The 22763-nt window shown below is 73.8% G+C and carries 18 protein-coding genes; 15 read left to right on the forward strand and 3 right to left on the reverse strand.

Translation table 11 applies throughout. The annotated features are described in order from the left end of the window. Positions 1-83: 83 nt before the first annotated feature. The 3 genes from ABZ193_RS38030 to ABZ193_RS38040 form a co-directional block, all read right to left on the reverse strand. A complete protein-coding gene (locus tag ABZ193_RS38030) occupies positions 84-2582 on the reverse strand; it encodes a transglutaminaseTgpA domain-containing protein (RefSeq protein WP_354713507.1) in 2499 nt (832 codons plus the stop codon). Positions 2583-3588: 1006 nt separating this feature from the next. Further along, positions 3589-4863 carry a DUF58 domain-containing protein gene (locus ABZ193_RS38035; protein ID WP_237337416.1) on the reverse strand — a complete coding sequence of 425 codons (1275 nt, stop codon included), beginning with the start codon at positions 4861-4863 and terminating at the stop codon, positions 3589-3591. 6 nt (positions 4864-4869) lie between these two features. After that, positions 4870-5958 (reverse strand): MoxR family ATPase, encoded by a 1089-nt coding sequence (locus ABZ193_RS38040; RefSeq protein ID WP_020423130.1) that lies wholly within the window; start codon positions 5956-5958, stop codon positions 4870-4872. A gap of 249 nt (positions 5959-6207) precedes the next feature. On the opposite strand from ABZ193_RS38040, the gene ABZ193_RS38045 reads away from it, so the two are divergent. The 15 genes from ABZ193_RS38045 to murC all read left to right on the forward strand — a co-directional run bounded on the left by ABZ193_RS38045 (position 6208) and on the right by murC (position 22681). After that, on the forward strand, positions 6208-6558 hold the full coding sequence (locus ABZ193_RS38045; protein ID WP_020423131.1) for a hypothetical protein: 351 nt from the start codon (positions 6208-6210) through the stop codon (positions 6556-6558). Positions 6559-6562: 4 nt separating this feature from the next. Beyond that, positions 6563-7096 (forward strand): DUF3558 family protein, encoded by a 534-nt coding sequence (locus ABZ193_RS38050; protein ID WP_237337452.1) that lies wholly within the window; start codon positions 6563-6565, stop codon positions 7094-7096. A gap of 10 nt (positions 7097-7106) precedes the next feature. Further along, on the forward strand, positions 7107-7664 hold the full coding sequence (locus ABZ193_RS38055; RefSeq protein ID WP_237337417.1) for a PE-PGRS family protein: 558 nt from the start codon (positions 7107-7109) through the stop codon (positions 7662-7664). Next, positions 7661-8374 (forward strand): ESX secretion-associated protein EspG, encoded by a 714-nt coding sequence (locus ABZ193_RS38060; protein ID WP_237337418.1) that lies wholly within the window; start codon positions 7661-7663, stop codon positions 8372-8374. The genes ABZ193_RS38055 and ABZ193_RS38060 overlap by 4 nt, the downstream gene beginning before the upstream one ends. Positions 8375-8830: 456 nt before the next feature. Continuing rightward, positions 8831-9262, forward strand: a complete 432-nt coding sequence (gene mraZ / locus ABZ193_RS38065; protein WP_026153053.1) for a division/cell wall cluster transcriptional repressor MraZ — start codon at positions 8831-8833, stop codon at positions 9260-9262. A 179-nt stretch (positions 9263-9441) separates the two neighbouring features. Further along, positions 9442-10401 carry a 16S rRNA (cytosine(1402)-N(4))-methyltransferase RsmH gene (gene rsmH / locus ABZ193_RS38070; protein WP_237337453.1) on the forward strand — a complete coding sequence of 320 codons (960 nt, stop codon included), beginning with the start codon at positions 9442-9444 and terminating at the stop codon, positions 10399-10401. Next, a complete protein-coding gene (locus ABZ193_RS38075) occupies positions 10398-11150 on the forward strand; it encodes a hypothetical protein (RefSeq protein ID WP_237337419.1) in 753 nt (250 codons plus the stop codon). Before rsmH ends, ABZ193_RS38075 begins: the two co-directional genes overlap by 4 nt. A 35-nt stretch (positions 11151-11185) precedes the next feature. After that, on the forward strand, positions 11186-13039 hold the full coding sequence (locus ABZ193_RS38080) for a penicillin-binding protein 2 (RefSeq protein ID WP_237337454.1): 1854 nt from the start codon (positions 11186-11188) through the stop codon (positions 13037-13039). Positions 13040-13216: 177 nt separating this feature from the next. Next, positions 13217-14806, forward strand: a complete 1590-nt coding sequence (locus ABZ193_RS38085) for a UDP-N-acetylmuramoyl-L-alanyl-D-glutamate--2,6-diaminopimelate ligase (RefSeq protein ID WP_237337420.1) — start codon at positions 13217-13219, stop codon at positions 14804-14806. Next, the gene (murF, locus tag ABZ193_RS38090) at positions 14803-16272 is read left to right on the forward strand and encodes a UDP-N-acetylmuramoyl-tripeptide--D-alanyl-D-alanine ligase (RefSeq protein WP_354713510.1); all 1470 of its coding nucleotides are present in this window, start codon (positions 14803-14805) and stop codon (positions 16270-16272) included. Before ABZ193_RS38085 ends, murF begins: the two co-directional genes overlap by 4 nt. Next, a complete protein-coding gene (gene mraY / locus ABZ193_RS38095; RefSeq protein WP_017981836.1) occupies positions 16269-17357 on the forward strand; it encodes a phospho-N-acetylmuramoyl-pentapeptide-transferase in 1089 nt (362 codons plus the stop codon). The genes murF and mraY overlap by 4 nt, the downstream gene beginning before the upstream one ends. A gap of 2 nt (positions 17358-17359) precedes the next feature. Then, positions 17360-18754, forward strand: a complete 1395-nt coding sequence (murD, locus tag ABZ193_RS38100; RefSeq protein WP_354713513.1) for a UDP-N-acetylmuramoyl-L-alanine--D-glutamate ligase — start codon at positions 17360-17362, stop codon at positions 18752-18754. Further along, entirely contained in the window at positions 18741-20165 is a 1425-nt protein-coding gene (gene ftsW / locus ABZ193_RS38105; protein ID WP_237337422.1) for a putative lipid II flippase FtsW, read from the forward strand. Before murD ends, ftsW begins: the two co-directional genes overlap by 14 nt. Before the next feature lie 6 nt (positions 20166-20171). Beyond that, the gene (murG, locus tag ABZ193_RS38110) at positions 20172-21275 is read left to right on the forward strand and encodes an undecaprenyldiphospho-muramoylpentapeptide beta-N-acetylglucosaminyltransferase (protein ID WP_020423144.1); all 1104 of its coding nucleotides are present in this window, start codon (positions 20172-20174) and stop codon (positions 21273-21275) included. After that, positions 21272-22681 (forward strand): UDP-N-acetylmuramate--L-alanine ligase, encoded by a 1410-nt coding sequence (gene murC, locus ABZ193_RS38115; protein ID WP_354713515.1) that lies wholly within the window; start codon positions 21272-21274, stop codon positions 22679-22681. The genes murG and murC overlap by 4 nt, the downstream gene beginning before the upstream one ends. Positions 22682-22763: the final 82 nt, after the last annotated feature.

Below are 22763 nucleotides of genomic sequence, written 5' to 3' on the forward strand. Positions count from 1 at the left end.
GACGGCACTGGCCGCGGGGTGCGGGCTGGCCGCCACGCTGGTCGTCCGCCGGTCCGCCGCGTTCCGGGGACCGTGACGAGCGGTCAGCGCTTGCGGAAGACCGACCGCGGGAAGAGCCGCCCGCGCCAGGACATCGGCGCGTTGCGCTCCAGGCTGCGGCGCAGGCCCTCGAACGCCGTGGCGAAGTCCTCGCCGGTGGACTGGCTGGGGGAGTACCACGAGCGCTCCACCGCGCCGACCACCGTGCGCAGGTCGTTCTTCCCGGCGTCGTCCAGGTTGTGCTGCACGGCCACCTTCTGCGCCGCCGCCCGCACCGTGTCGCTCGGCGGGATCGGGACGCCGCGATCGGCGCACTCGTCCATCAGCTCGGCCCAGGCGGCGTCCGCCGCGCCGGGCTGGTGGGACGTGATCGCCGTCAGGCGGCGGCGCCGGTGAATCTCCCGCAGCACCGCGGGGGCCAGCCCGGCCGCCGCGAGCAGCAACAGCACCAGCGCCAGCACCCAGTGCACCAGCCACGCGGTGAGCACCACGGCGACCAGCCACGCCGCGGCCGCGGCCAGCGGCAGCCAGGACGCCGTCCGCCCGCGGAGCCTGCGGATCGCGACGAACGCGCCCACCGTCAGTGCCAGCGCGACCAGCACCAGCACCAGCGCGATCCAACCGGTCCAGCCCGGCGCCGAACCGGCAGGCGCGGCCTGCGTGCCGCCCGGGTTCGCGGCGCTGCCCTGGGTCTCCGGCGCCCCGGTCGGCGCGACGCGCGTGGTGGACACGCTCGGCACGTCCTGCTCCTCCGAGTCCGAGGACCCGCTGGAGGTGGTGCCGGACTGCAGGTACGGCGGGACGTAGCCGCGACCGTCGGAGCGCGGCGTCGGGTCGAAGCTGACCCAGCCCAGGTCGCCGAAGTACACCTCGACCCAGGCGTGCGCGTCCTGCGAGGTGATCATGCGCGTGTCGCCGTCGGCGTAGCCGGAGGTGAACCCGACCGCGACCCGGGACGGGATGTTCAGCACCCGCAGCATCACGGCCATCGCGGAGGCGAACTGCTCGCAGAAGCCGCGCTTGCCGTTGAGCAGGAAGTCGGCCAGCGCGTCGCTGTCGGTCGCGGCGGCCGTCTCGGTGTCGTAGGTGAACCCGTTCTCGCCGCTGAAGTACCGCCAGATCGCGCTCGCCCGGTCGAAGTCGGTGGTGGCGCCCGCCGCGAGGTTCTGCGCGAGGCTGACCACGCGCGGGTCGACCCCGGTGATCTGGCTGTAGCTGGCCGGGATGTCGCCGCCGCGGGTGGTGGCCGACTCCAGCTGGTCCTTCGTCGGCTCGGCCAGCGACGCGGTCTCCACATAGGCCGGGATCCGCTGCTTGCGCTCGCTGAACACCGCGCCGCTGGTCGGGTCGTAGTACCAGCCCTGGCCGACGCCCTGCAGGCCGCGCAGCTGCCCGTACACCGGCATCCACACGTCGACCCAGTTCAGCGGCTCGATCTGGATCTGGCGGGCATCGCCCGAGCCGTCGTCGCCGGGCGCGGCGGGCAGCGGCTGGTTCGCCGGGAAACCGGCAGGCATCGGGCCGTCCGGCAGGCTCCAGCCGCGGTTGGGGCGGTAGGTGTCGAGCGTGAACGCGCGCAGCAGGCGCTTGTCGTTGCCGAGGCCGCGGACGCGGAACAGGTCCACCGTGCTGCCCTGGTCCAGCATGCCGCGCAGCGAGGTGAACGGGTTGACGCCCAGCCCGCCGGAGCCGGCGCCCGCGCCGCTGCGGCCGCTGCCGGGCAGGCGCCCGACGGTGCCGACGGCGGTCAGCGCGGTGCCCGCGACCAGGCCCAGCACGAGGGCGACCGCGACGACGGCGACCGGTGCGGACGCGGCGGCGGGCGCGTTGCCGAGGCCGGGGGCGTCGCGGTTGCGCCAGCGGCGGTGGCGGTGATTGCCGTCGACGGCGAGCAGGCCCGCGAAGGCCGCCGCGCCGAGCAGGAACGTCCACCACGGGAGCATGTCGTCGGCCAGCGAGGCGGGCACCGCGTAGACGCACAGCAGCACCAGGCCGGTGGCGGCGGGCGCGGACGCGGCCACCGCGAGGGTGTCGACGAGCACCGCGACCAGGCCGATCGCGATGGTCACCAGGCACAGGATCGGCGGGGTCGATTCGACCGGCGGCAGGCCCGTGCGGATCTGCTCGAACGCCGCGGTGAGCACGCTGTTGATCTCGCCGAACGCGGCGGGGCCCGGGATGACGCCGAGGATGCCGGTGCTGGTGAACACGCCGGTGATCAGCAGCAACAGCACGACGAGCTGGGCCAGCCCGACGACCGCGGTGGGCGTGCGGATGGCCCGCAGCGCGAGCCCGGTGGCGGCGACGAGCACGACGGCGACCGTGACGTACCCGAGCCAGCCCACCCCGCCGACGACGCCGGTCAGCGAGGTGGAGGCGCACAGGGTGGCCACCCCGGCGGCGATCGGCGCCAGGATCGAGCCCCGCCACTGCGGCGGCGGCTCGGCGACGCGCTGCGTGGGCCGGTGCAGCTCCGGCCGCCCCGGCGGGGGTGCGTCGGGCTGCTGATCGGGCCGCGGCGGGCGGCCGGTCAGGGTGGTCACAGCGTTCCCCCGGAGTTCAGGTGGCCGGCCGCGGTGGACCAGCCGAGGTGGTGCGGGCCGCCTTGCGAGGGGCGGCCGGCGGCGGTGCGGGCGGTGGCAGGGGTGCGGGCGGTGGCAGGGGTGCGGCGCGTGGCCGGTCGGGTGGTGGCCGCGGCGAAGTGCCGCCGCGCCGGGGCGCTGGCCGGCGCGTGCGAGCCGGGTTGGCGCAGCGCCGTGGAAGCGCGGTCGCGGGCCGGTGTCCGTCCGGCGTCCGGTCCGCCGGCGCTCACAACGCACCCCGCCCGGCTCGCCGGACGGAGAACTCGCGCCGCAGGGCGTGGGATCCGCGCGTGGAGGGCGCTCGCAGCGCACGTCCGGTTAACGAATCCCGCCTGGCGCGCCGGACGGAGAACTCGCGCTCGTGAATGCAGAGTTCGCGCCGCTGGGCGTGGGATCCGCGCGTGGAGGGCGCTCGCAGCGCACGTCCGGTCAACGAACCCCCCCTGGCGCGCCGAACGGAGAACTCGCGCTCGTGAACGCAGAGTTCGCGCCGCTGGGCGTGGGATCCGCGCGTGGAGGGCGCTCGCAGCGCACGTCCGGTCAACGAACCCCGCCTGGCGCGCCGGGCGGAGAACTCGCGTTCGTGAATGCAGAACTCGCGCCGCTGGGCGTGGTACTCGTGCACGGTGGGCGCTCGCAGCGCACGTCCGGTCAACGAACCTAGCCTGGCGCGCCGGGCGGGGAACTCGCGCTCGTGAATGCAGAGTTCGTGCCGCTGGGCGTGGAACTCGTGCACGGTGGGCGCTCGCAGCGCATGTCCGGTCAGCGAGCCCCGCCTGGCGCGCCGGGCGGAGAACTCGCGTTCGTGAATGCAGAGTTCGTGCCGCTGGGCGTGGGATCCGCGCGTGGAGGGCGCTCACAGCGCACGTCCGGTCAACGAACCCCGCCTGGCGCGCCGGGCGGGGAACTCGCGCTCGTGAATGCAGAACTCGCGCCGCTGGGCGTGGAACTCGTGCACGGAAGGCGCTCACAGCGCACCCCCGATCAGCGAGCCCCGTCCGGCGGCCGTGCGGCACAGGTCGGCCCACACCTGCGGCATCGAGGCGTTCGGGCCGGCCACCACGACTCCCCAGCCCGCCGCGCGCAGCAGCGCCGCCGACTCCTCTGTCGCCGCCGCGCGGTGCTCGGGCGCGCTCACCCCGCCGGACCACGCCGGGGTGTCCAGCAGCACCGCCAGGCTCCGGATGCCGCGCGGCCGGAACCGCGCCAGCTCGGTCACCGCCTGGTTCGACACGGTCCCCAGGATCGCGATCAGCTCCTGCCCCTCGGCCGGGTCGTGGCCGGTCGTCAGGTCGCGCTGGTGCGCCGGTTGCAACGCGGCCAGCGCGTCGAGCAGGACGTTGTCGTAGCCCTCGCCGCCGTCGCCGGGCACGTCGGCCAGCGGTTTGCCGTGCTCGGTGACCAGGCGGACCCGGTGCCCGGCCCGCCGCACGTGCACGCACACGCTCGCGGCGAACGAGATCGCCCACTCCAGGCTCGCGGCCGGCCCGGTGCCGTGGTGCGCGGCGGCCCGGTGGTCCAGCAGGACGGTCGTCCCGCCGCGCCACGGCCGCTCCTCGACCCGCACCATGATCTCGTCGCGCCGCGCGGTGGAGCGCCAGTGCACCTTGCGCAGGTCGTCGCCCTGGCGGTACTGCCGCACCACCACGTCGGTCTCGCCCTGGCCTGCCCGCAACCGCACGCTGCCGTCGTCGCCCGCGCCGATCCCGGCGCCGCTGGGCAGCCCCCACAGGGACACCACCTTCGGCACCACGACCAGCCGCGAGTGCGCGATCAGCTCGCGGTCGAACTCGCACAGCCCGAACGGGTCGGTCAGCGTCGCGCGCAGCGGGCCGACCTGCTGGATGCCGCGCATCATCGGCTGGATCGGGTAGCGCAGCGCGATGACCCGCCCGTGCGGCAGGCGCTCCACGACGAACCGCGGCCGCGAACCCAGCGCGTAGGGCACCCCGTCCTCGAGCAGGACCTCACCGGCGGGCAGCTTGCCGTTGCGCCACAGCGCCAGCTCCACCTCGCCGGCCGAACCGGCCGACACCCGCTCGGGCAGCAGCTTGCGGGACGCGCCGATGCGCACCCGCGACGCCGCGATGAACAGCGCGACCAGCAGCGGCAGCGCCACCACGAACACGGCGACCCGCAGCAGGTCGCGCTCGTTGAGCACCACCGCGCACACCGCGGCCGCCACGCCGGCGGCGAGCAGGCACCGCCCCCGCGTGGTCAGCCCGGACAGCGACCGGAACACGGCCGTCTACCGGCGGCCGGCGGTCTGCGGGTGACCGCCCTGGGGCACCGGCACCCGGTGCAGCACCGCGCGGACCACGTCGGTGGCGGAGCGGCGGGCCGCGTGCGCCTCGGTGGTCAGCACCAGCCGGTGCGCGAGCACCGGGACGGCGACCGCGTGCAGGTCGTCCGGGACGACGAAGTCGCGGCCGGACAACGCGGCCTGGGCACGCGCCGAGCGGACCAGCTGCAGCGTGGCCCGCGGCGACGCGCCGAGCCGGATCTCCGGCACCTGCCGGGTGGCGGCGACCAGGTCGACGGCGTACTTGCGCACGTCCGGCGCGATGTGCACCCCGCGGACCTGCTGGATGAGGCGGTGCAGGGTGGCCGCGTCGGACACCGGCTGCAGGTCGGCCAGCGGGTCGTGACCGGAGTGCTCGTCGACCATGGCCAGCTCGGCCTGCTGGTCGGGGTAGCCGATCGACACGCGCGCGGTGAACCGGTCGCGCTGCGCCTCGGGCAGGGCGTAGGTGCCCTCCATCTCGATCGGGTTCTGGGTGGCGATCACCATGAAGGGGTCGTCCAGGCGGTAGGTCGTGGTGTCGACCGTGACCTGCTTCTCCTCCATGCACTCCAGCAGCGCCGACTGGGTCTTCGGCGACGCGCGGTTGATCTCGTCGCCCACCACGATGTTGGCGAACACCGGGCCGGGCCGGAACTCGAAACCGCCGGTCTGCCGGTTGTAGATGGACACGCCGGTGACGTCGCTGGGCAGCAGGTCCGGCGTGAACTGGATGCGGCTGACCGTGCAGTCGATCGACCGGGCGAGCGCCTTCGCCAGCGAGGTCTTGCCGACGCCCGGCACGTCCTCGACCAGGAGGTGGCCCTCGGCCAGGAGCGTCACCAGCGCGACGCGCACCACCTCGGGCTTGCCGACGAGCACCCGCTCGACGTTGGCCGCGATGCGGCGCATGGTCTCGTGCAGCTCACCGTGCCCGTTGTGGCTGATGGGCAGGCCGTGCGCGGGGCTCGCGCCGCCGGCGTGGTACGGCGCTTGCCCGGGCGCCTGCTCGCCGGTGTACTCCCCGGGCGATGCAGGCTGTGTCCTCGACGTCACTCGACCTCCTGGTGCCGAAGCCCTTTTTCAAAACCGGAACACGGGTGCGGCCCGCCTGAACCGCGCCGCGGCGCGGAAGGATCTCACAGCCGGGGACGGAGGTGACGCCCGCGGTCGCCCGCCCCGGCACCCAGCCTGGCATCCAGTGTGTCAAACCCCGGCCAAGTCGGTCCAAGAACCCTGAATTCGATTCGGGCGCTATGCTGCGTTCCGGAACCGGTCGGCTACCGAGAGGTGCGAACAGAACCGATGACCGACACGCGCGGCGGCCTGAACGTGAACGCGGGGGCGTTCGCGGTCTCGCCCGAGCTGGCGGCCGGGGCCTACCAGCAGATCAGCCAGCTGCAGGACGTCGTCGGCGAAATGGTGCGTGAGGCCAGGGTGCTGGGCCGCACCGTGCCGCTGGGCGGCGGGTACGCCGGCGAGGTCGGCGAGTTCATGGCCCGCTACGGGCTGGGCGGTCCCGGTTCGGCCGCCGACTCGCTGATCCGGTTCGGCCAGGAGCTGGAGACGCTCAAGACGAACATCCGCCGCGCGCTGCAGCGGTACTCCGACAGCGACGACGACGCCGCCGAGGGCGTCGACTGCAGCGGTGGCTGAGCGGATGCGCGGTGTGGTGGTCGCGCTCGCCGGGGCCGGGCTGCTGCTCGCCGCGTGCGGGCAGCCGGCTTCGCAGCCCGCGGCGCCGCCGCCGCCGACGTCCGCGCCCTCGTCGTCCAGCATCCCGCCGTCGCCGCCGGGGCTGGCCGGGCTGAAGCCGTGCGAGCTGCTGACCGCGACTGACCGCTCCACCGCCGGGCTGACGTCGCTGGGCACGGAGAAGACGATCGGCGCCGACCGGGCCTGCGACTGGACCGAGCCCGGCACGTTCGGCGTCACCGTCACGCTCGCCGAGAACGCCCCGCTGAACTCGCTGGAGATCGACAAGGGCACCGGCAAGCGCGTGACCGTCGGCGCGCACAAGGGTTTCCGGGTGTCCGACCGGCGCGCCGGGGACGGCACCTGCGCGGTCCTGCTCGGCGTCGGCCAGGAGGCCAGCGTGCAGGTGGACGTGACCAACACGGGCTTCGAGGACACGCCGCTCGCGTGCGAGCGGGCCGACACCGTGGCCCGGCTGATCGAGCCGAAACTGCCCTGAGGGAGCCAGCGTGAACCAGGTGCCCGAGCCGACGCGGCGGTACGAGTCCTACAGCCACGAGGCGATGGCGGCCGAGGTCGCCGACGGCAACGACCCCGCCACGGCAGGCCGGATCGGCGAGCAGTGGGCGGGCCTGGCCGCGCGGCTGCGTGAGTCGGCGCAGGCGCTGGGCGCGATCTCGGCGCGGGCGGGCGAGGCGTTCGACGGGCCCGCCGGGGAGGCGCTGCGCAAGACCCTGGCCAAGGCCGAGAGCTGGTCCGGGCACGCGACCGAGCTGTCGCTGAGCTTGTCCGACGCGGTCGGGCGCCAGGCCGGGATAGCGGCGCGGGCGCGGGACGAGATGCCGCCGCCGGTGCCCTACGACCCGGCGGCGATGATCCGGGAGGCCGCGGCGAGCGGGAGTTTCGCGGCGCTGGCCGGGCTGTCGGACGCGATGGAGCAGCGGCGGGCGGCTGCCGAGGAGGCCCGCCAGAAGGCGATCGACGTGCTCAACGCCCGCGACGCCGCGCTGCGCGAGTCGGTGCCGGGTCGCTTCTTCGACGAGCCGCCGGAGCTGGGGGAGCGGTGATCCGGGTCTCGGCGTCCGCGTTCGACATCCTGTGGCACGACCTCGGGCACGACCGGGTGCCGTCGCCGCTGGAGGTCCGCAGCGTCGGCGTGACCGGGGCCGAGCGCGCCGAGATCCGCCGCGCGGTGCACGCGAACCTGGCCGAGCGGGGCTTGTTCGACGGCGGCCGGCTGGACTCCGCGCTGGAGTCGCGGCTGGCGACGCTGGCGACCGCGGAGGTCTACGTCGAGTGCGAGTCGCTGCCCGAGCTGGACGCGGAGACGCCGTTCCGGGCGGTGGCCGCGGCCGGCGGCAGACGGGGCGTGCTGGCGGCGCAGCCGAGCCGGACGATCGGGCTGTCCGGGATCCGCGACACGGAGATCTTCACGGCGGTCGTCGACCTGCTGCCCCCGCTGGAGCCCGGGCCCGGCTACGGGGTCAGCCTGCCCGCCGACGCCCTCGCCGGCGACGGCGGTTCGCGTGCCGCCGCGCGCCAGCTGGAGGAGGCGCGGGCGATCCAGTCCCGGCCGGTGCTCGGGGCGGGCCAGTTCACGGTGCGCGTGCGCGAGGGTGGACGGCCGCGGCGGGTCGGCGGGGTGAGCTGGTTCCGCACCGATCAGGGCGCGTACCTGGGCACGGTGGAACCGGGGCGCGGGGGAGCGCCGTGGGTGAACGTGGTGCCTGCCGACTCGGCCCGGCTCGCCGCGCGGCTGGCCGACCTGGTCGGCTGAGACCGGTCCGGGCGAAGGTCACGCAACCGGCCGCTCAACCCACGCAACTGCCGCGCACCTCGCGCGCCGAACTCGTGCCGCCGAGTGTCGGAGTCTCGGGGCTCTCCCGAGTCCCACCCTCACGTGCGTGAGTTCTTCGGCCCCCACTTCCCACCACCACGGCCCCCACTTCCTCCCACCACCCGCCCCACCGGCCCCCACCACGGCGCGAAAACGCCCGCAACCGGACCCGTGAGCTAACCGGCCCGGGGGAGGGGCGCCGTCGCCCCCCACCTTCTCCCCACTTCGCCCCCCACGCCTTGACCTGCGAAAACACCGAAACGTTCGCCCGGTCGGGCATCTCCGTGGCGTTGACTGTGGGGAAAAGTGGGGTACGGTGGTGCCCAGTGGGGCGGAAGGGAGGCCCCAGGGGCCGCATCCGGTGGAGCACCGGGAGCGGTGGGGAGGTGAGTGCCGGTGTTCCTCGGCACCCACACCCCCAAGCTGGACGACAAGGGGCGGCTCACGCTGCCCGCGAAGTTCCGCGACGCGCTGGCAGGTGGGCTGATGGTCACCAAGGGGCAAGATCACTGCCTCTTCGTCTTCCCGCGCGCGGAGTTCGAGCAGCTGGCCCGCAAGGTCGCGGAGGCGCCCTTCACCAACGAGGCGGTGCGGGCCTACCAGCGGTACCTGTTCGCGGGCACCGACGAGCAACGTCCGGACGGCCAGGGGCGCATCGCGATCGCGCCCGAGCTGCGGCGCTACGCCGGGCTCAACAAGGAGTGCGTGGTCATCGGGGCGATCACGCGCTTGGAGATCTGGGACGCCCAGCGCTGGGAGTCCTACCTGGAGGAACACGAGGACAGCTACGCGCAGGCCCAGGAAGAGGTCCTGCCGGGGGTCTTCTAGTGACCCGCGCCGTCGGGGGGCGCGGGTGGCGAAACGCAAGTGGGGGCGGGATCCGGCGACGGATGTCGTGAGGCCTCTGTCCGCTCAGCGGCCCTGGTGCACCTTCCCCGGCACCAGGTCCGCAGCGGGCGGGCGGGGACCTGACGGCATCCGGACGACGGTGTAAGGGGGTGGGAGAAGTGGCAGCCGAGGCCGCGCACGTGCCGGTCATGACCGGGCGCGTGCTGGAGCTGTTCGCTCCCGCGCTGGAAGGCCGCCCGGCCGTGGTGGTCGACGCGACCACCGGGCTCGGCGGGCACTCCGAGGCGCTGCTCACCGCCTTCCCGCAGCTGAAGCTCATCGGCCTGGACCGCGATCCGCACGCGCTGGAACGCTCCGGCGCGCGGCTGGCGAAGTTCGGCGACCGGGTCGAGCTGGTGCACGCGGTCTACGACACCCTGCCGGACGTCCTCGCCCGGCTGGGACTGTCCCGTGTGGACGGCGTGATGTTCGACCTCGGCGTGTCCTCCATGCAGCTGGACTCCGAGGAGCGCGGGTTCGCCTACGCCCGCGACGCCCCGCTGGACATGCGGATGGACCCCACGACCGGGCAGACCGCGGCGGATGTGCTCAACACCTACGAGCCCGGCGAGCTGGTCCGGATCCTGCGCGAGTACGGCGAGGAGCGGTTCGCCCAGCGCATCGTCAAGGCGATCGTCGCGGAGCGGGCGCGGCGGCCGTTCGACCGCAGCGAGCGGCTGGTGCGGCTGCTCTACGACGCGGTGCCCGCGGCGAGCCGCCGCACCGGCGGCCACCCGGCCAAGCGCACGTTCCAGGCGCTGCGCATCGAGGTCAACGGCGAGCTGGAGGTGCTGCGGCGGGCGATCCCCGCGGCGCTGTCCGCGCTGGCGGTCGGCGGCCGGATCGTCGTGGAGTCCTACCACTCGCTGGAGGACCGCATCGTCAAGCAGGCCTTCGCGGAGCTGGCGAAGTCGCGGACCCCGCCGGGCCTGCCCGTCGAACTCCCCGGCCACGGGCCGGAACTGAAGCTGATCACGCGCGGCGCCGAGAAGGCGAGCGAGGAAGAGATCGAACAGAACCCGAGGGCGGCGTCCGTGCGGCTGCGGGTGGCGGAACGGATCAAGGAGGCGGACGCATGACAGCGCCTACGCGGACACGCAGGCAGGCCGGTGCCGAGCCGCGACGGCGCCCGCGCCGTTCGGACACCCCCGCCGAGGAGGGCCTGGGCACACCGGTACCGGCCAAGCGCCGCCCCCGGCGGCAGCCTGCCAAGCAGACTCAGCGCACCACCGCCGCCGAGCGCGCCTACGCCCGGCGGGCGCAGCGCGCCGAGGGCCTCAAGCGCACCACGCCCGAGCCGGAGCGCGAGAAGACCCGGCTGAAGCTGCGGCTGCCTCGGTCGCGCGCCACGTTCGTGCTGCTGGTGATGGTGCTGCTCGCCGCCGGTGTGGTGGTCACGCTGCTGCTGTCCACGCAGGCGATCGCCGACTCCTACCGCCTCGAGCAGCTGCGCGACGACAACGCCGCGCTGGCCGAGCGGGTCGAGCAGCTGCAGCAGGACGTCAGCGGCGCGGAGTCGCCGTCGTCGCTGGCCGAGCGGGCCAAGGCGCTGGGCATGGTCCCCGCGAAGGACCCGGCGCACCTGGTGGTGAACCCGGACGGGTCGGTGACCGTGGTCGGCGAGCCGAAGAAGGCCGAGGGCGCCCCGGTCACCCAGCAGCAGACCGCGCCGGTGGTGCCGCAGGGCACCCCGGTCGGCGGCCGCCCGATCGAGGGTGACGTGCCGCAGGGCGACAGCCAGGTCGTCCAGCCGCAGGACCAGGCGCAGGTGCCGCCTGCCGGCGGGCAGACGCAGGCGCCGGGACAGCAGACCACGGGAGGGCAGTGATGGCTCGGCCGGGACGCCGCAGCTACGGCGCCCGCATGCGCCAGGTGGCCGGCCAGCCCAACGCCGCCACCGGCAAGGGGCGCTACGTCGGCGTGCGCATCGCGCTCGTCGCCGTGCTCGTCCTGGCAGGTCTCAAGCTCGTGCAGGTGCAGGGCTTCCAGGCCGCGGCCCTGTCGGCGAAGGCGGAGAGCCAGCGCAGCACCACCATCCCGATCCCGGCCAAGCGCGGGTCCATTGTGGACCGCAACAACGTCAAGCTCGCGTTCACCGTGGAAACCCGCGCGTTGTCGGTGAACCTGCGCGCCATGCGCAAGGCGTGGGACGAGGTCGCCGCGAAGAACCCGGCGGGGGGCCAGAACTACGAGACGCGCGCGGCGGACGCGGCGAAGTTCATCGCCGCCAAGCTGCCCGGCCGGGTTACCGAGGCCGAGCTGCTCGCCGACTTCCGCAAGACCACGTCGTTCACCTACCTGGTCGACGGGGTCGAGCCGTCGATCGCCGAGGAGATCACCAAGGCCTTCCCGGAGATCGGCGCCGAGGTGCGCGCCGCCCGCGAGTACCCGGGCGACACGCTGGCCTCGAACGTCGTCGGGCTGGCGAACTGGCGGATGGACGACCCCGACGTGTCCAAGCACAGCCTGCAGGGCCTGGCGGGGCTGGAGTACACGCTCAACTCCGACCTCGCCGGGCAGCCCGGCCGCTACGTCGCGGACACCAAGCAGGGCAACGACAACGTCATCATCCCGGGCACCGAGCGGGACGTGCAGCCGGCGACCCCGGGCAACGACGTGGTGCTCACGCTCGACTCGGACACGCAGTACTTCCTGCAGAACGCGCTGGCCGACTACGTGCGGCAGTCGCACGCCAAGGGCGCCAGCGCGGTCGTGATGGACGCGAAGACCGGCGAGATCTACGCGATCGCCGACGACGCGACGTTCGACCCGTACGACAACAAGACCTACACACAATCGCTGATGGACCTGCAGGCGGTGTCCACGCCGTTCGAGCCGGGCTCGGTGAACAAGATCGTGACCGCCACCGCGGCGATCGACCAGGGCCTGGTGACGCCCGAGTCGGTGCTGCAGGTGCCCGGCTCGCTGAAGGTCGCCGACCACACGGTCCACGACGCGTGGGTGCACGGGACGCAGAACTTCTCGGTCACCGGCATCTTCGCCAAGTCCTCGAACGTCGGGACGCTGCTGCTGGCCCAGCAGCTCGGCCCGGACAAGTACCTGGACTACCTCAAGCGCTTCGGCATCGGGCAGAGCGCGGGCCTGGGCCTGTCCGGGGAGAGCCGCGGGTTCGTGCCGCCGCGCAACACCTGGACCGGCACCACGTTCGGCAACCTGCCGATCGGGCAGGGCCTGTCGATGACCGTGGTGCAGATGACGGCGATGTACCAGGCGATCGCGAACAACGGCCTGCGGGTGCAGCCGAGCATCGTCAAGGAGGAGATCCGCCCGGACGGCACGGTGGTGCCGAAGGCCGCGCCGGAGACGACGCAGGTGGTCAGCCCGGAGACCGCGACGACGGTGCGGAACATGATGCGCGCGGTCACCCAGACCGGGAAGAACGGCAACAGCGGGACGGCCCCGACGGCGGCGCTGGAGGGCTACCAGATCTCCGGCAAGACCGGCACCGGCCAGCAGGTCAACCCGGCGACCGGGGCGTACAGCGACACGCTCTACAACATCACCTTCGCGGGGATCCTGCCCGCCGACAACCCGCGGTTCGTGGTGGGCATCCGCCTGGACGCGCCGGACACCACGCTGCCCGCGGGCCACTCGGCGGCGCCGCTGTTCCACGACATCGCCTCGTACCTGACGCAGCGGTTCCAGATCCCGCTGTCCGAGGGCGCGGCGCCGTACGTGCCGCTCGTGCTGCCCTGAGGTCCGCCCATCAGCGGCGGAGCCGCCCCAGCACCAGCCTCGCCCGGCGAGGCGTCGCGGGGATTGCCGTCGCTGTCCAATCGAGACACAAGCGCTAGGAGTACCGGCTCGCGGACGGGGAAAACCACCTCGGTAACCTTCCGTGCTGTGTCGGTGGAAGCGTCTGGAAGCAGCACCATGTCGCAGGAAGCGAAGGGGCGGGTACCGGACAGCCCGGTGAAGGCGGCGGTGGCGCCGCCACGGCCGACCCGCATCGAGCCGGTCCCGCTCACCACGCTCGTCGCGCGCGCGGACGCGCGCTTGGTCGGCGAGCCGCACTGGCCGGGCGACACGGTCGTCACGGGGGCCACCCTGCGGGCTCAGCACGTCCTGCCCGGCGACCTGTTCGCCGCGCTGCCGGGCGCGCGGGCGCACGGGGCGGACTTCGCCGCGGAGGCCATCGCGGCCGGGGCGGCGGCGGTGCTCACCGACGAGGCGGGCGCGGACCGGCCGGCGCTGCGTGAGGCGGGCGTCCCGGTGCTGGTGCACCCGGACCCGCGCGGGGTGCTCGGCTCGATGGCCGCCTGGATCTACGGCGAGCCGTCGCTGGAGCTCGCCGTCCTCGGCATCACCGGCACGTCGGGCAAGACCACCACGACCTACCTGGTCGAGTCGGGCCTGCGCGCCGCCGGGCACGTGACCGGCCTGATCGGCACCATCGAGACCCGCATCGCCGGGGAGCGGCTGGCCAGCGCGTTCACCACGCCCGAGGCCCCGGACCTGCAGGCGCTGCTCGCGGTGATGGTCGAGCAGGGCGTCACGCACGTGCCGATGGAGGTGTCCAGCCACGCGCTCGCCCTGGGCCGTGTCAACGGCACCCGCTTCGCCGTCGGCGCGTTCACCAACCTCTCCCAGGACCACCTGGACTTCCACCGCGACATGGAGGAGTACTTCGCCGCCAAGTCGCTGCTGTTCGACGGCCGCTCCACCACCGAGGTGGTGTGCATCGACACCGCGTGGGGCCAGGCGCTGGTCACGCCGCACACGATCACCGTCACCACCGAGCCGGGCGTGGACGCCAGCTGGACCGCCACGGACTTCGCCACCACCCCGACCGGTGAGCAGAGCTTCACGCTGCACTCGCCGGCCGGCCGCACCGCACGCGCCACGTTGCCGCTGCCCGGCACGTTCAACATCGCCAACGCGCTGCTGGCCGCGGCGATCCTGGAGACCTGCGGCGTCACGCTGGAGGAGACGGTCACCGGCCTGGCGCACGTCGAGGTCCCCGGCCGGATGGAGCGGGTGTACCTGGGCCAGGACTTCACCGCCGTCGTCGACTACGCGCACAAGCCGGCCGCGGTGGCGCAGGCGCTGGACGCCCTGCGCGCCCGCACCGAGGGCCGGATCATCACCGTCCTCGGCTGCGGCGGCGACCGGGACACCGCGAAGCGCCCGATGATGGGCGAGGCCGCGGCCAAGCGCAGCGAGGTCCTCATCGTCACCGACGACAACCCGCGGTCGGAGGACCCGGCCGCGATCCGCGCCGCGATGCTGACCGGGGCCCGCGCGGCCGGTCACGACGCGGGCGAGGTGCTGGAGATCGGCGACCGGCGCGAGGCGATCGTCAAGGCCGTCGAGCTCGCCGGGCCCGGGGACGTCGTGCTGATCGCGGGGAAGGGCCACGAGACCGGCCAGGAGGCCGCGGGCGTCGTGCACCCCTTCTCCGACCGCGACGAGCTGGCGGCGGCGATCCGGCGCCGGCTCGAAGAGAACCAGGAGACCCGTTGATCCCGCTGACCCTGGAGCAGATCGCCGCCGTCACCGGCGGGCGGCTGCACCGCACCGACGGACGCGAGACGGTCACCGGCAGCGTCGAGTTCGATTCGCGCCGCCTCACCCCGGGCGGGCTGTTCGTGGCCCTGCCCGGTGAGAAGGTCGACGGGCACGCCTTCGCCGCCAAGGCGGTGGAGAGCGGCGCCGCCGGCGTGCTGGCCGCGCGCGAGGTCGACGCCCCGGCGGTGATCGTGCCGCCGCTGCCGCCCGGCCAGGCGCACGAGCGCGCGCTCGCGCTGACCGGCGACAAGGACGGCTCCGGCGCCGCCGTGCTGGCCGCGCTGGCCAAGCTGGCCCGGCACGTGGTGATCGAGCTGTCCGGCGGCGGGCTCACCGTCGTCGGGGTCACCGGCTCCTCCGGCAAGACCTCCACCAAGGACCTCATCGCGCAGCTGCTCGAGCCGATGGGCGAGACCGTCGCGCCGCCCGGGTCGTTCAACAACGAGCTGGGCCACCCGTGGACCGCCCTGCGCGCCGACGAGCGCACCCGCCACCTGGTGCTGGAGATGTCCGCCCGCGGCCCCGGCCACATCGCGCACCTCGCCGAGATCGCCCCGCCGCGCATCGGCGCCGTGCTCAACGTGGGCAGCGCCCACGTCGGCGAGTTCGGCTCGCGCGAGGCCATCGCCAAGACCAAGGGCGAACTGGTCGAGGCGCTGCCGTCGGCGGACGAGGGCGGCATCGCGGTCCTCAACCTGGACGATCCGCTGGTCTCGGCGATGGCGAGCCGCACGACGGCCCGCGTCGTCGGCGTGGGCGAGCACCCGGACGCGCAGGTGCGCGCCGAGGACATCACCCTCGACGAGCAGGCCCGCGCCTCCTTCCGGCTCATCACCCCGGCCGGGGAGGCGCCGGTGACGCTGTCGCTGTACGGCGAGCACCACGTCGGCAACGCGCTCACGGCCGCCGCGATCGCGCTGGAACTGGGCGCCACCGTGGAGGAGGTCGCGCAGCGCCTGTCGGCAGCCCAGCGCCGCTCCGCGCGCCGCATGGAGGTCACCACCAGGGCCGACGGCGTCGTGGTCATGAACGACTCCTACAACGCCAACCCCGAGTCGATGCGCGCCGCGCTCAAGACGCTGGCCTCGGCCAGCCGCGGCAGGCGGTCTTGGGCGGTCCTCGGTGTGATGGGCGAACTCGGTGCCGATAGCGTGTCCGCGCACGACGAGATCGGCCGCCTCGCGGTCCGGCTCAACATCAGCAGGCTCGTGGTGGTCGGAGACGAGGCCGCCGCGATGCACCAGGGCGCCAGCCACGAGGGTTCGTGGGGTGAGGAGTCCGTGCTGGTGCCCGACGCCGCCGCCGCGATCGACCTCCTGCGCGAGCAGCTGGAACCCGGTGACGTCGTGCTCGTGAAGGCTTCGAAGGTCGCCGAGCTCTGGCTCGTCGCTGACGCACTGCTCAAGGAAGGTGTTGCGTGATCAGCATTCTGATCGCGGCCGCGATCGGTCTCCTGGTCTCCATCCTGCTCACGCCCTACCTCATCCGGGTCTTCTCCCGGCAGGGCTTCGGCCAGGAGATCCGCGAGGAGGGCCCGCAGGGCCACAAGTCCAAGCGCGGCACGCCCACGATGGGCGGGGTCGCGATCATCATCGCGATGGTGGTCGGCTACTTCGCCGCGCACCTGATGAACTGGATCGGCTCCGGCAGCTCCGCGAACGACGGCCCGTCCGCGTCCGGCCTGCTGGTGCTGTTCCTCGCGGTCGGCCTCGGCGTGGTGGGGTTCCTCGACGACTTCATCAAGATCCGCAAGCAGCGCAACCTGGGGCTGAACAAGACCGCGAAGCTGGTCGGCCAGCTCGTGGTCGCGGTCGCCTTCGGCATCCTGGCGCTGCAGTTCGCCGACCGCTACGGCCTCACCCCGGCCTCGCGGAACCTCAGCTACGTGCGTGACCTCGCGCTGATCACCTTCCCCGCGGTGATCTTCGTGATCTTCTGCTACGTGGTCATCTCCGGCTGGTCGAACGCGGTGAACTTCACCGACGGCCTGGACGGGCTGGCAGGCGGCACCTCGGCGATGGTGCTGGCCACCTACGTGGTGATCGCGTTCTGGCAGGCCCGCCTGTCCTGCGTGGTGACCCCGCAGGCCGCCTGCTACGACGTGCGCGACCCGCTGGACCTCGCCGTCGTCGCGGCCGCCGCGGCCGGCGCCTGCGTCGGCTTCCTGTGGTGGAACGCCGCGCCCGCGAAGATCTTCATGGGGGACACCGGTTCGCTGGCGCTGGGTGGCCTGGTCGCCGGCCTGTCCATCACCACCCGCACCGAGCTGCTCGCCATCGTCATCGGCGGCCTGTTCATGGTCGAGATGATCTCGGTGGTGCTGCAGATAGCGGTGTTCCGCACGACGCGCCGCCGCCTGTTCCGGATGGCCCCGTTCCACCACCACTTCGAGCTGGCCGGCTGGGCCGAAACCACGGTGATCATCCGGTTCTGGCTGCTCGCCGCCATCTGCTGCATGTTCGGCCTCGGCCTGTTCTACTCCGAACAGCTGGGCGCGGGAGGCTAGTCGTGTTCGCCGGACGCAACGTGCTCGTCGCCGGCGCCGGGGTCACCGGCAAATCGGCGGTGCGGGCCCTGACCGAGCGTGGCGCCCGGGTCACGGTCACCGACGGCAACGCCGAGCGGCTGGCCGAGCTGGACGGCCTGGGCGCCGAACTGGCCCCGGGCCTCACCGAACCGCCCGCGGGCACCGACCTGGTGGTCACCAGCCCCGGATGGCGCCCGACCGCGCCGCTGCTGGTGGCCGCCGCGGCGGCGGGTGTGGAGGTGATCGGCGACGTCGAGCTGGCCTGGCGCGCCTCGCGGGACCTGCCGAACCCGGCCACCTGGCTCGCGGTCACCGGCACCAACGGCAAGACCACCACGGTCGGCATGCTGGAGTCGATGCTGCGTGCCGGCGGGGTGCACGCGCTGGCCTGCGGCAACATCGGCCTGCCGGTGCTGGACGCGGTGTTCGAAGGCTACGAGGCGCTGGCGGTGGAGCTGTCCAGCTTCCAGCTGCACTGGTCCTCGACGCTGGCCCCGCACGCCTCGGTGGTGCTCAACCTCGCCGAGGACCACCTGGACTGGCACGGCACGATGGAGTCCTACGCCGCCGCGAAGGGCACCATCCACGCCCACTCCAACGTCGTCGTGCACAACGCCGACGACCCGTGGTCGGTGCGGCTGGCCGGCGAGTACGCCCCCGCCGGGGCGAAGCGCGTCGGGTTCCGGCTGGACACCCCGCGGCCGGGCGAGCTGGGTCTGGTCGAGGACCTGCTGATCGACCGCGCCTACGGCCCGGACCCGCAGCACTCCGCCGACGAGCTGATCTCGGTGAGCGAGGTGCGCCCGGCCGGCCCGCACAACCTCGCCAACGCCCTCGCCGCGGCCGCGCTGGCCCGCGCGTACGGCATCGACCCCGCCGGGGTCGCCAAGGGCCTGCGCGAGTTCCAGCCGGGCGCGCACCGCGCCGTCGAGGTGGGCGAGTTCGGCGGGGTCCGCTACGTCAACGACTCCAAGGCCACCAACCCGCACGCCGCCGCCGGTTCGCTGCTCGCGCACTCCAGCGTGGTGTGGATCGCGGGCGGGCAGCTCAAGGGCGCCGCGGTCGACGAGCTGGTCGAGGTGGTCGCCGGACGGCTGCGCGGCGTCGTGCTGATGGGCGCCGACGCCCCGGTGATCGCGGCCGCTCTCGCGCGACACGCGCCGGATGTCCCCGTCCACCGGGTCGCCTCGGGTGACGATGGGGCCATGAACGAGGCGGTCTCGGTGGCCAGCGACCTGGCCCGGCCCGGTGACGTGGTGCTGCTGGCGCCCGCCGGGGCGTCCCTGGACATGTTCCGCAACTACGCCCATCGGGGTGACGCCTTCGCCGACGCGGTCCTGGCCCGTGCGACGGGGTCTGCCGATGACGGTCGTTGAGGACAAGGAGCAGGACAGCGCGCCGCGCAGACGGGACCGGGGCGACCGGCAGAGCCCGGCGCGCGCCACGTTCACCGCGCTGACCGCGTGGCTGTCGCGCCCGCTGGCCGACTTCCACCTGGTGCTGGCGCTGACCGGCCTGCTGACGTCGATCGGCATCGTGATGGTGCTGTCGGCGTCCTCGGTGGCCTCGGTCGACCCGGACACCGGCTCCGGCGTGTACGCGCTGTTCAAGAAGCACCTGATCTTCGTGCTCACCGGGTCGGTCGTGTTCTGGGTGGCGCTGCGGATGCCGCTGAAGCGGACCCGCGCGCTGTCCTCGATGGCCGTGCTGGTGTGCCTGGTGATGCTGGCGCTGGTGCTGACGCCGCTCGGTTCGGCCGGCGGCGGCGCCCAGCGGTGGTTCGTGGTGGGCGGCTTCTCGGTGCAGCCGGTCGAGTTCACCAAGGTCGCCTTCGCGCTGTGGGGCGCGCACGTGCTGGTCACCAAGTACCACGTGCTGCACCAGTGGCGGCACCTGATGGTGCCGGTGGTGCCGGTCGCGCTACTGATGTTCGCGCTGGTCATGGCGCAGCCCAACCTGTCCGGCACGATCACGCTCGGCGTGGTCCTGATGTCGCTGCTGTGGTTCGCCGGCGCGCCCAAGCGGCTGTTCGCGGTGATCCTCGCCGGCGGCATCGCCGGTGCGGTGGTGCTGGCGCTGACCGCGTCCTACCGCATGTCGCGGGTCATGTCGTTCCTGTCGCCGGGCTCGGACACCAGCGGCGCCGCCTACCAGGCCACGCAGGCCAAGTACGCGCTGGCCGACGGCGGTCTGTTCGGCAAGGGCCTCGGGCAGGGGCCGTCGAAGTGGTCCTACCTGCCCAACGTGCAGAACGACTTCATCTTCGCGGTGATCGGCGAGGAACTCGGGTTCATCGGCTGCATCGTGGTCATCGGCCTGTTCGTCGGGCTCGCGATCGTGGGCCTGCGCATCGCCATGCGTAACCTGGACCCGTGGATCCGGATCACCGCCGGCACGCTGACGGTGTTCACGGTGTCGCAGGCCGGGATCAACATCGGCTACGTGGTCGGGCTGCTGCCCGTCACCGGCGTGACGCTGCCGCTGATCTCGGCGGGCGGCACGTCGATCTGGGTCACCATGTTCCTGATGGGCCTGCTGGCCAACGCCGCACGGCACGAGCCGGAGTCGGTGGCGGCGCTGCGGTCGCAGGGGCCGGGCAAGTTCGGCCGTCTCCTGCGCCTGCCCGCCCCCGAGGTCTACCGGCCGCCGGCGCGGCGGCGGGGGAGCGGCCGTCCGGCACCCCGCGGTGACCGGCCCTCGGCCCGCGGGGCACGATCGGCGCAGGCGCCCGAGCGCCGGCGGTCGACGCCGGCCAGACGGGGAAGTTCAGTGCGGAGAGGGACGTAGGAGCAAGTGAGCAAGGCGGTTACCGGCGTGGCTCCCACCGTGGTGGTGGCGGGCGGCGGCACGGCCGGACACATCGAACCCGCGCTGGCGCTGGCCGACGCCGTGCGGCGGCTGCGGCCGGACGCCACGGTGGTCGCACTCGGCACGTCCCGCGGGCTGGAGAACAAGCTGGTCCCGGCGCGCGGCTACCCGCTGGAGCTGATCCCGCCGGTGCCGCTGCCGCGCAAGCCGACCACCGATCTGCTGCGGCTGCCGCTGAAGATCCGGGACTCGGTGAAGCAGACGCGCGAGGTGCTGGACCGGGTCGGCGCGGACGTCGTGGTCGGGTTCGGCGGCTACGTGTCGCTGCCGGCGTACTTCGCCGCGCGCGGCCGGGTGCCGATCGTGGTGCACGAGGCAAACCAGTCGCCGGGCCTGGCGAACCGGGTCGGCGCGCGCTTCGCGAAGCGGGTCGCGGTCGCGGTGCCGGGCACGCCGCTGCCGGGCGCCGAGGTCGTCGGCATCCCGCTGCGGCGGTCGATCACCTCGCTGGACCGGGCGGCGCTGCGGGCGGAGGCCCGCGCGCACTTCGGGCTCGACCCGGACGCGCCGACGCTGCTGGTGTTCGGCGGTTCGCAGGGCGCCCAGTCGATCAACAACGCGGTGTCCGGCGCGGCCAAGGAGCTGGCCGAGGCCGGGATCGGCGTGCTGCACGCACACGGACCGAAGAACAGCCTGGTGGTGCAGGAGTTCCCGGGCCGCCCGCCGTACGTGCCGGTGCCCTACCTGGAGCGGATGGACCTGGCCTACGCCGCGGCCGACGTGGTGCTGTGCCGGTCCGGCGCGATGACCGCGGCCGAGGTGTCCGCGGTCGGGCTGCCCGCGGTGTTCGTGCCGCTGCCGCACGGCAACGGCGAGCAGGCGATCAACGCCAGGCCCGCGGTGGACGCCGGCGCGGCGCTGCTGGTGCCCGACGCCGACCTGACCCCGGCGAAGGTGGCCGAGCTGGTCGTCCCGCTGGTCACCGACGCCGCCCGGGTCGCGGAGATGAGCTCGGCGGCGGTCGGGCTCGGCCACCGCGAGGCCGACGAGGTGCTGGCGCGGATCGTCCTGGAGGTGTGCGGAAAGTGAGCGACGTTCCCGCCGAGCTGAGCCGGGCCCACCTGATCGGGATCGGCGGCGCCGGCATGAGCGGCATCGCACGGATCCTGCTGGCGCGCGGCGCCCACGTGTCCGGCTCGGACGCGAAGGACTCCCGGGCGTTCCTGACGCTGCGCGCGCAGGGCGCCGAGATCGGCATCGGGCAGCGCCCGGAGAACCTGGACGCGCTGCCCGGCGGCCCGTCCGCGGTGGTCGTGTCGACCGCGATCAAGGAGAGCAACCCGGAGCTGGTGGCCGCCCGCGAGCGCGGCATCCCCGTGCTGCACCGCGCCCAGGCGTTGGCGCTGCTGATGGCCGGGCACCGGGTCGCCTGCATCGCGGGCACGCACGGCAAGACCTCGACCACGTCGATGCTCACCGTGGCGCTGCAGCACTGCCGGCTGGACCCGTCGTTCGCGATCGGCGGCGACCTCAACGAGTCCGGCGCCAACGCCCACCACGGCGAGGGCGGGCTGTTCGTCGCCGAGGCCGACGAGAGCGACGGGTCGTTCCTGAGCTACTCGCCGTCGGTGGCGGTGGTGACGAACGTCGAGCCGGACCACCTGGACCACCACGGCACCGCCGAGGCCTACACCGCCGTCTTCACGCAGTTCACCCGCCGGATCGAGCCGGGCGGCCTGCTGGTCGTGTGCGCCGACGACGAGGCCGCGAACGCGCTGGGCGACCACGCGGCGGCCGCCGGCGTGCGGGTGCGCCGCTACGGCCGGTCGGTGACGGACCCCGGCGACGCGAAGGTGCTGGACTACCGGCCCGCCGACAGCGGCGGGATCATCCGGATCGCACTGGACGGCGCCGAGACCGACGTGCGGGTCGCGGTGCCGGGCGAGCACATGGCCTTCAACGCCGTGGCCGCGCTGCTGGCCGGGCTGGAGCTGGGCGCGCCGCTGGACGGGCTGGCCGAGGGGCTGGCCGCGTTCGGCGGGGTGCGGCGCCGGTTCGAGTTCAAGGGCCGCGCGGGCGACGTGCGGGTCTACGACGACTACGCCCACCACCCCACGGAGGTCGCGGCGCAGCTGCGCGCGGTGCGGCACGCCGCCGGGAACGGTCGCGTGGTCGTGGTGTTCCAGCCGCACCTGTACTCGCGCACGAAGCTGTTCGCCGCGGAGTTCGCCGAGGCGCTGGGGCTGGCCGACGAGGTCGTGCTGCTGGACGTCTACGGCGCGCGGGAGGAGCCGGAGCCGGGCGTCAGCGGCGCGCTGATCGCGGAGCAGATCACCGGCGCCGGGGTGCACTACGAGCCGGCGTTCGACCGGGCCGTGGCGCTGGCCGCGGACCTCGTCAAGCCCGGCGACCTGCTGGTCACCATGGGGGCGGGCGACGTGACGCAGCTGGGGCCGGAGATCCTGGCGGAGCTGGACCGGCGGGCCGGGGGCTAGGTGGCGACGCGAGCGCGGAGCGAGGAGCGCAGCAGGCCGTCCACGCGGCGGTCGTCGTCGGCGGTGCGCAGCCGCCGGGGAC

This window comes from Amycolatopsis sp. NPDC006125 (assembly GCF_040614195.1).
Classification (GTDB): Bacteria; Actinomycetota; Actinomycetes; order Mycobacteriales; family Pseudonocardiaceae; genus Amycolatopsis_E; species Amycolatopsis_E tucumanensis.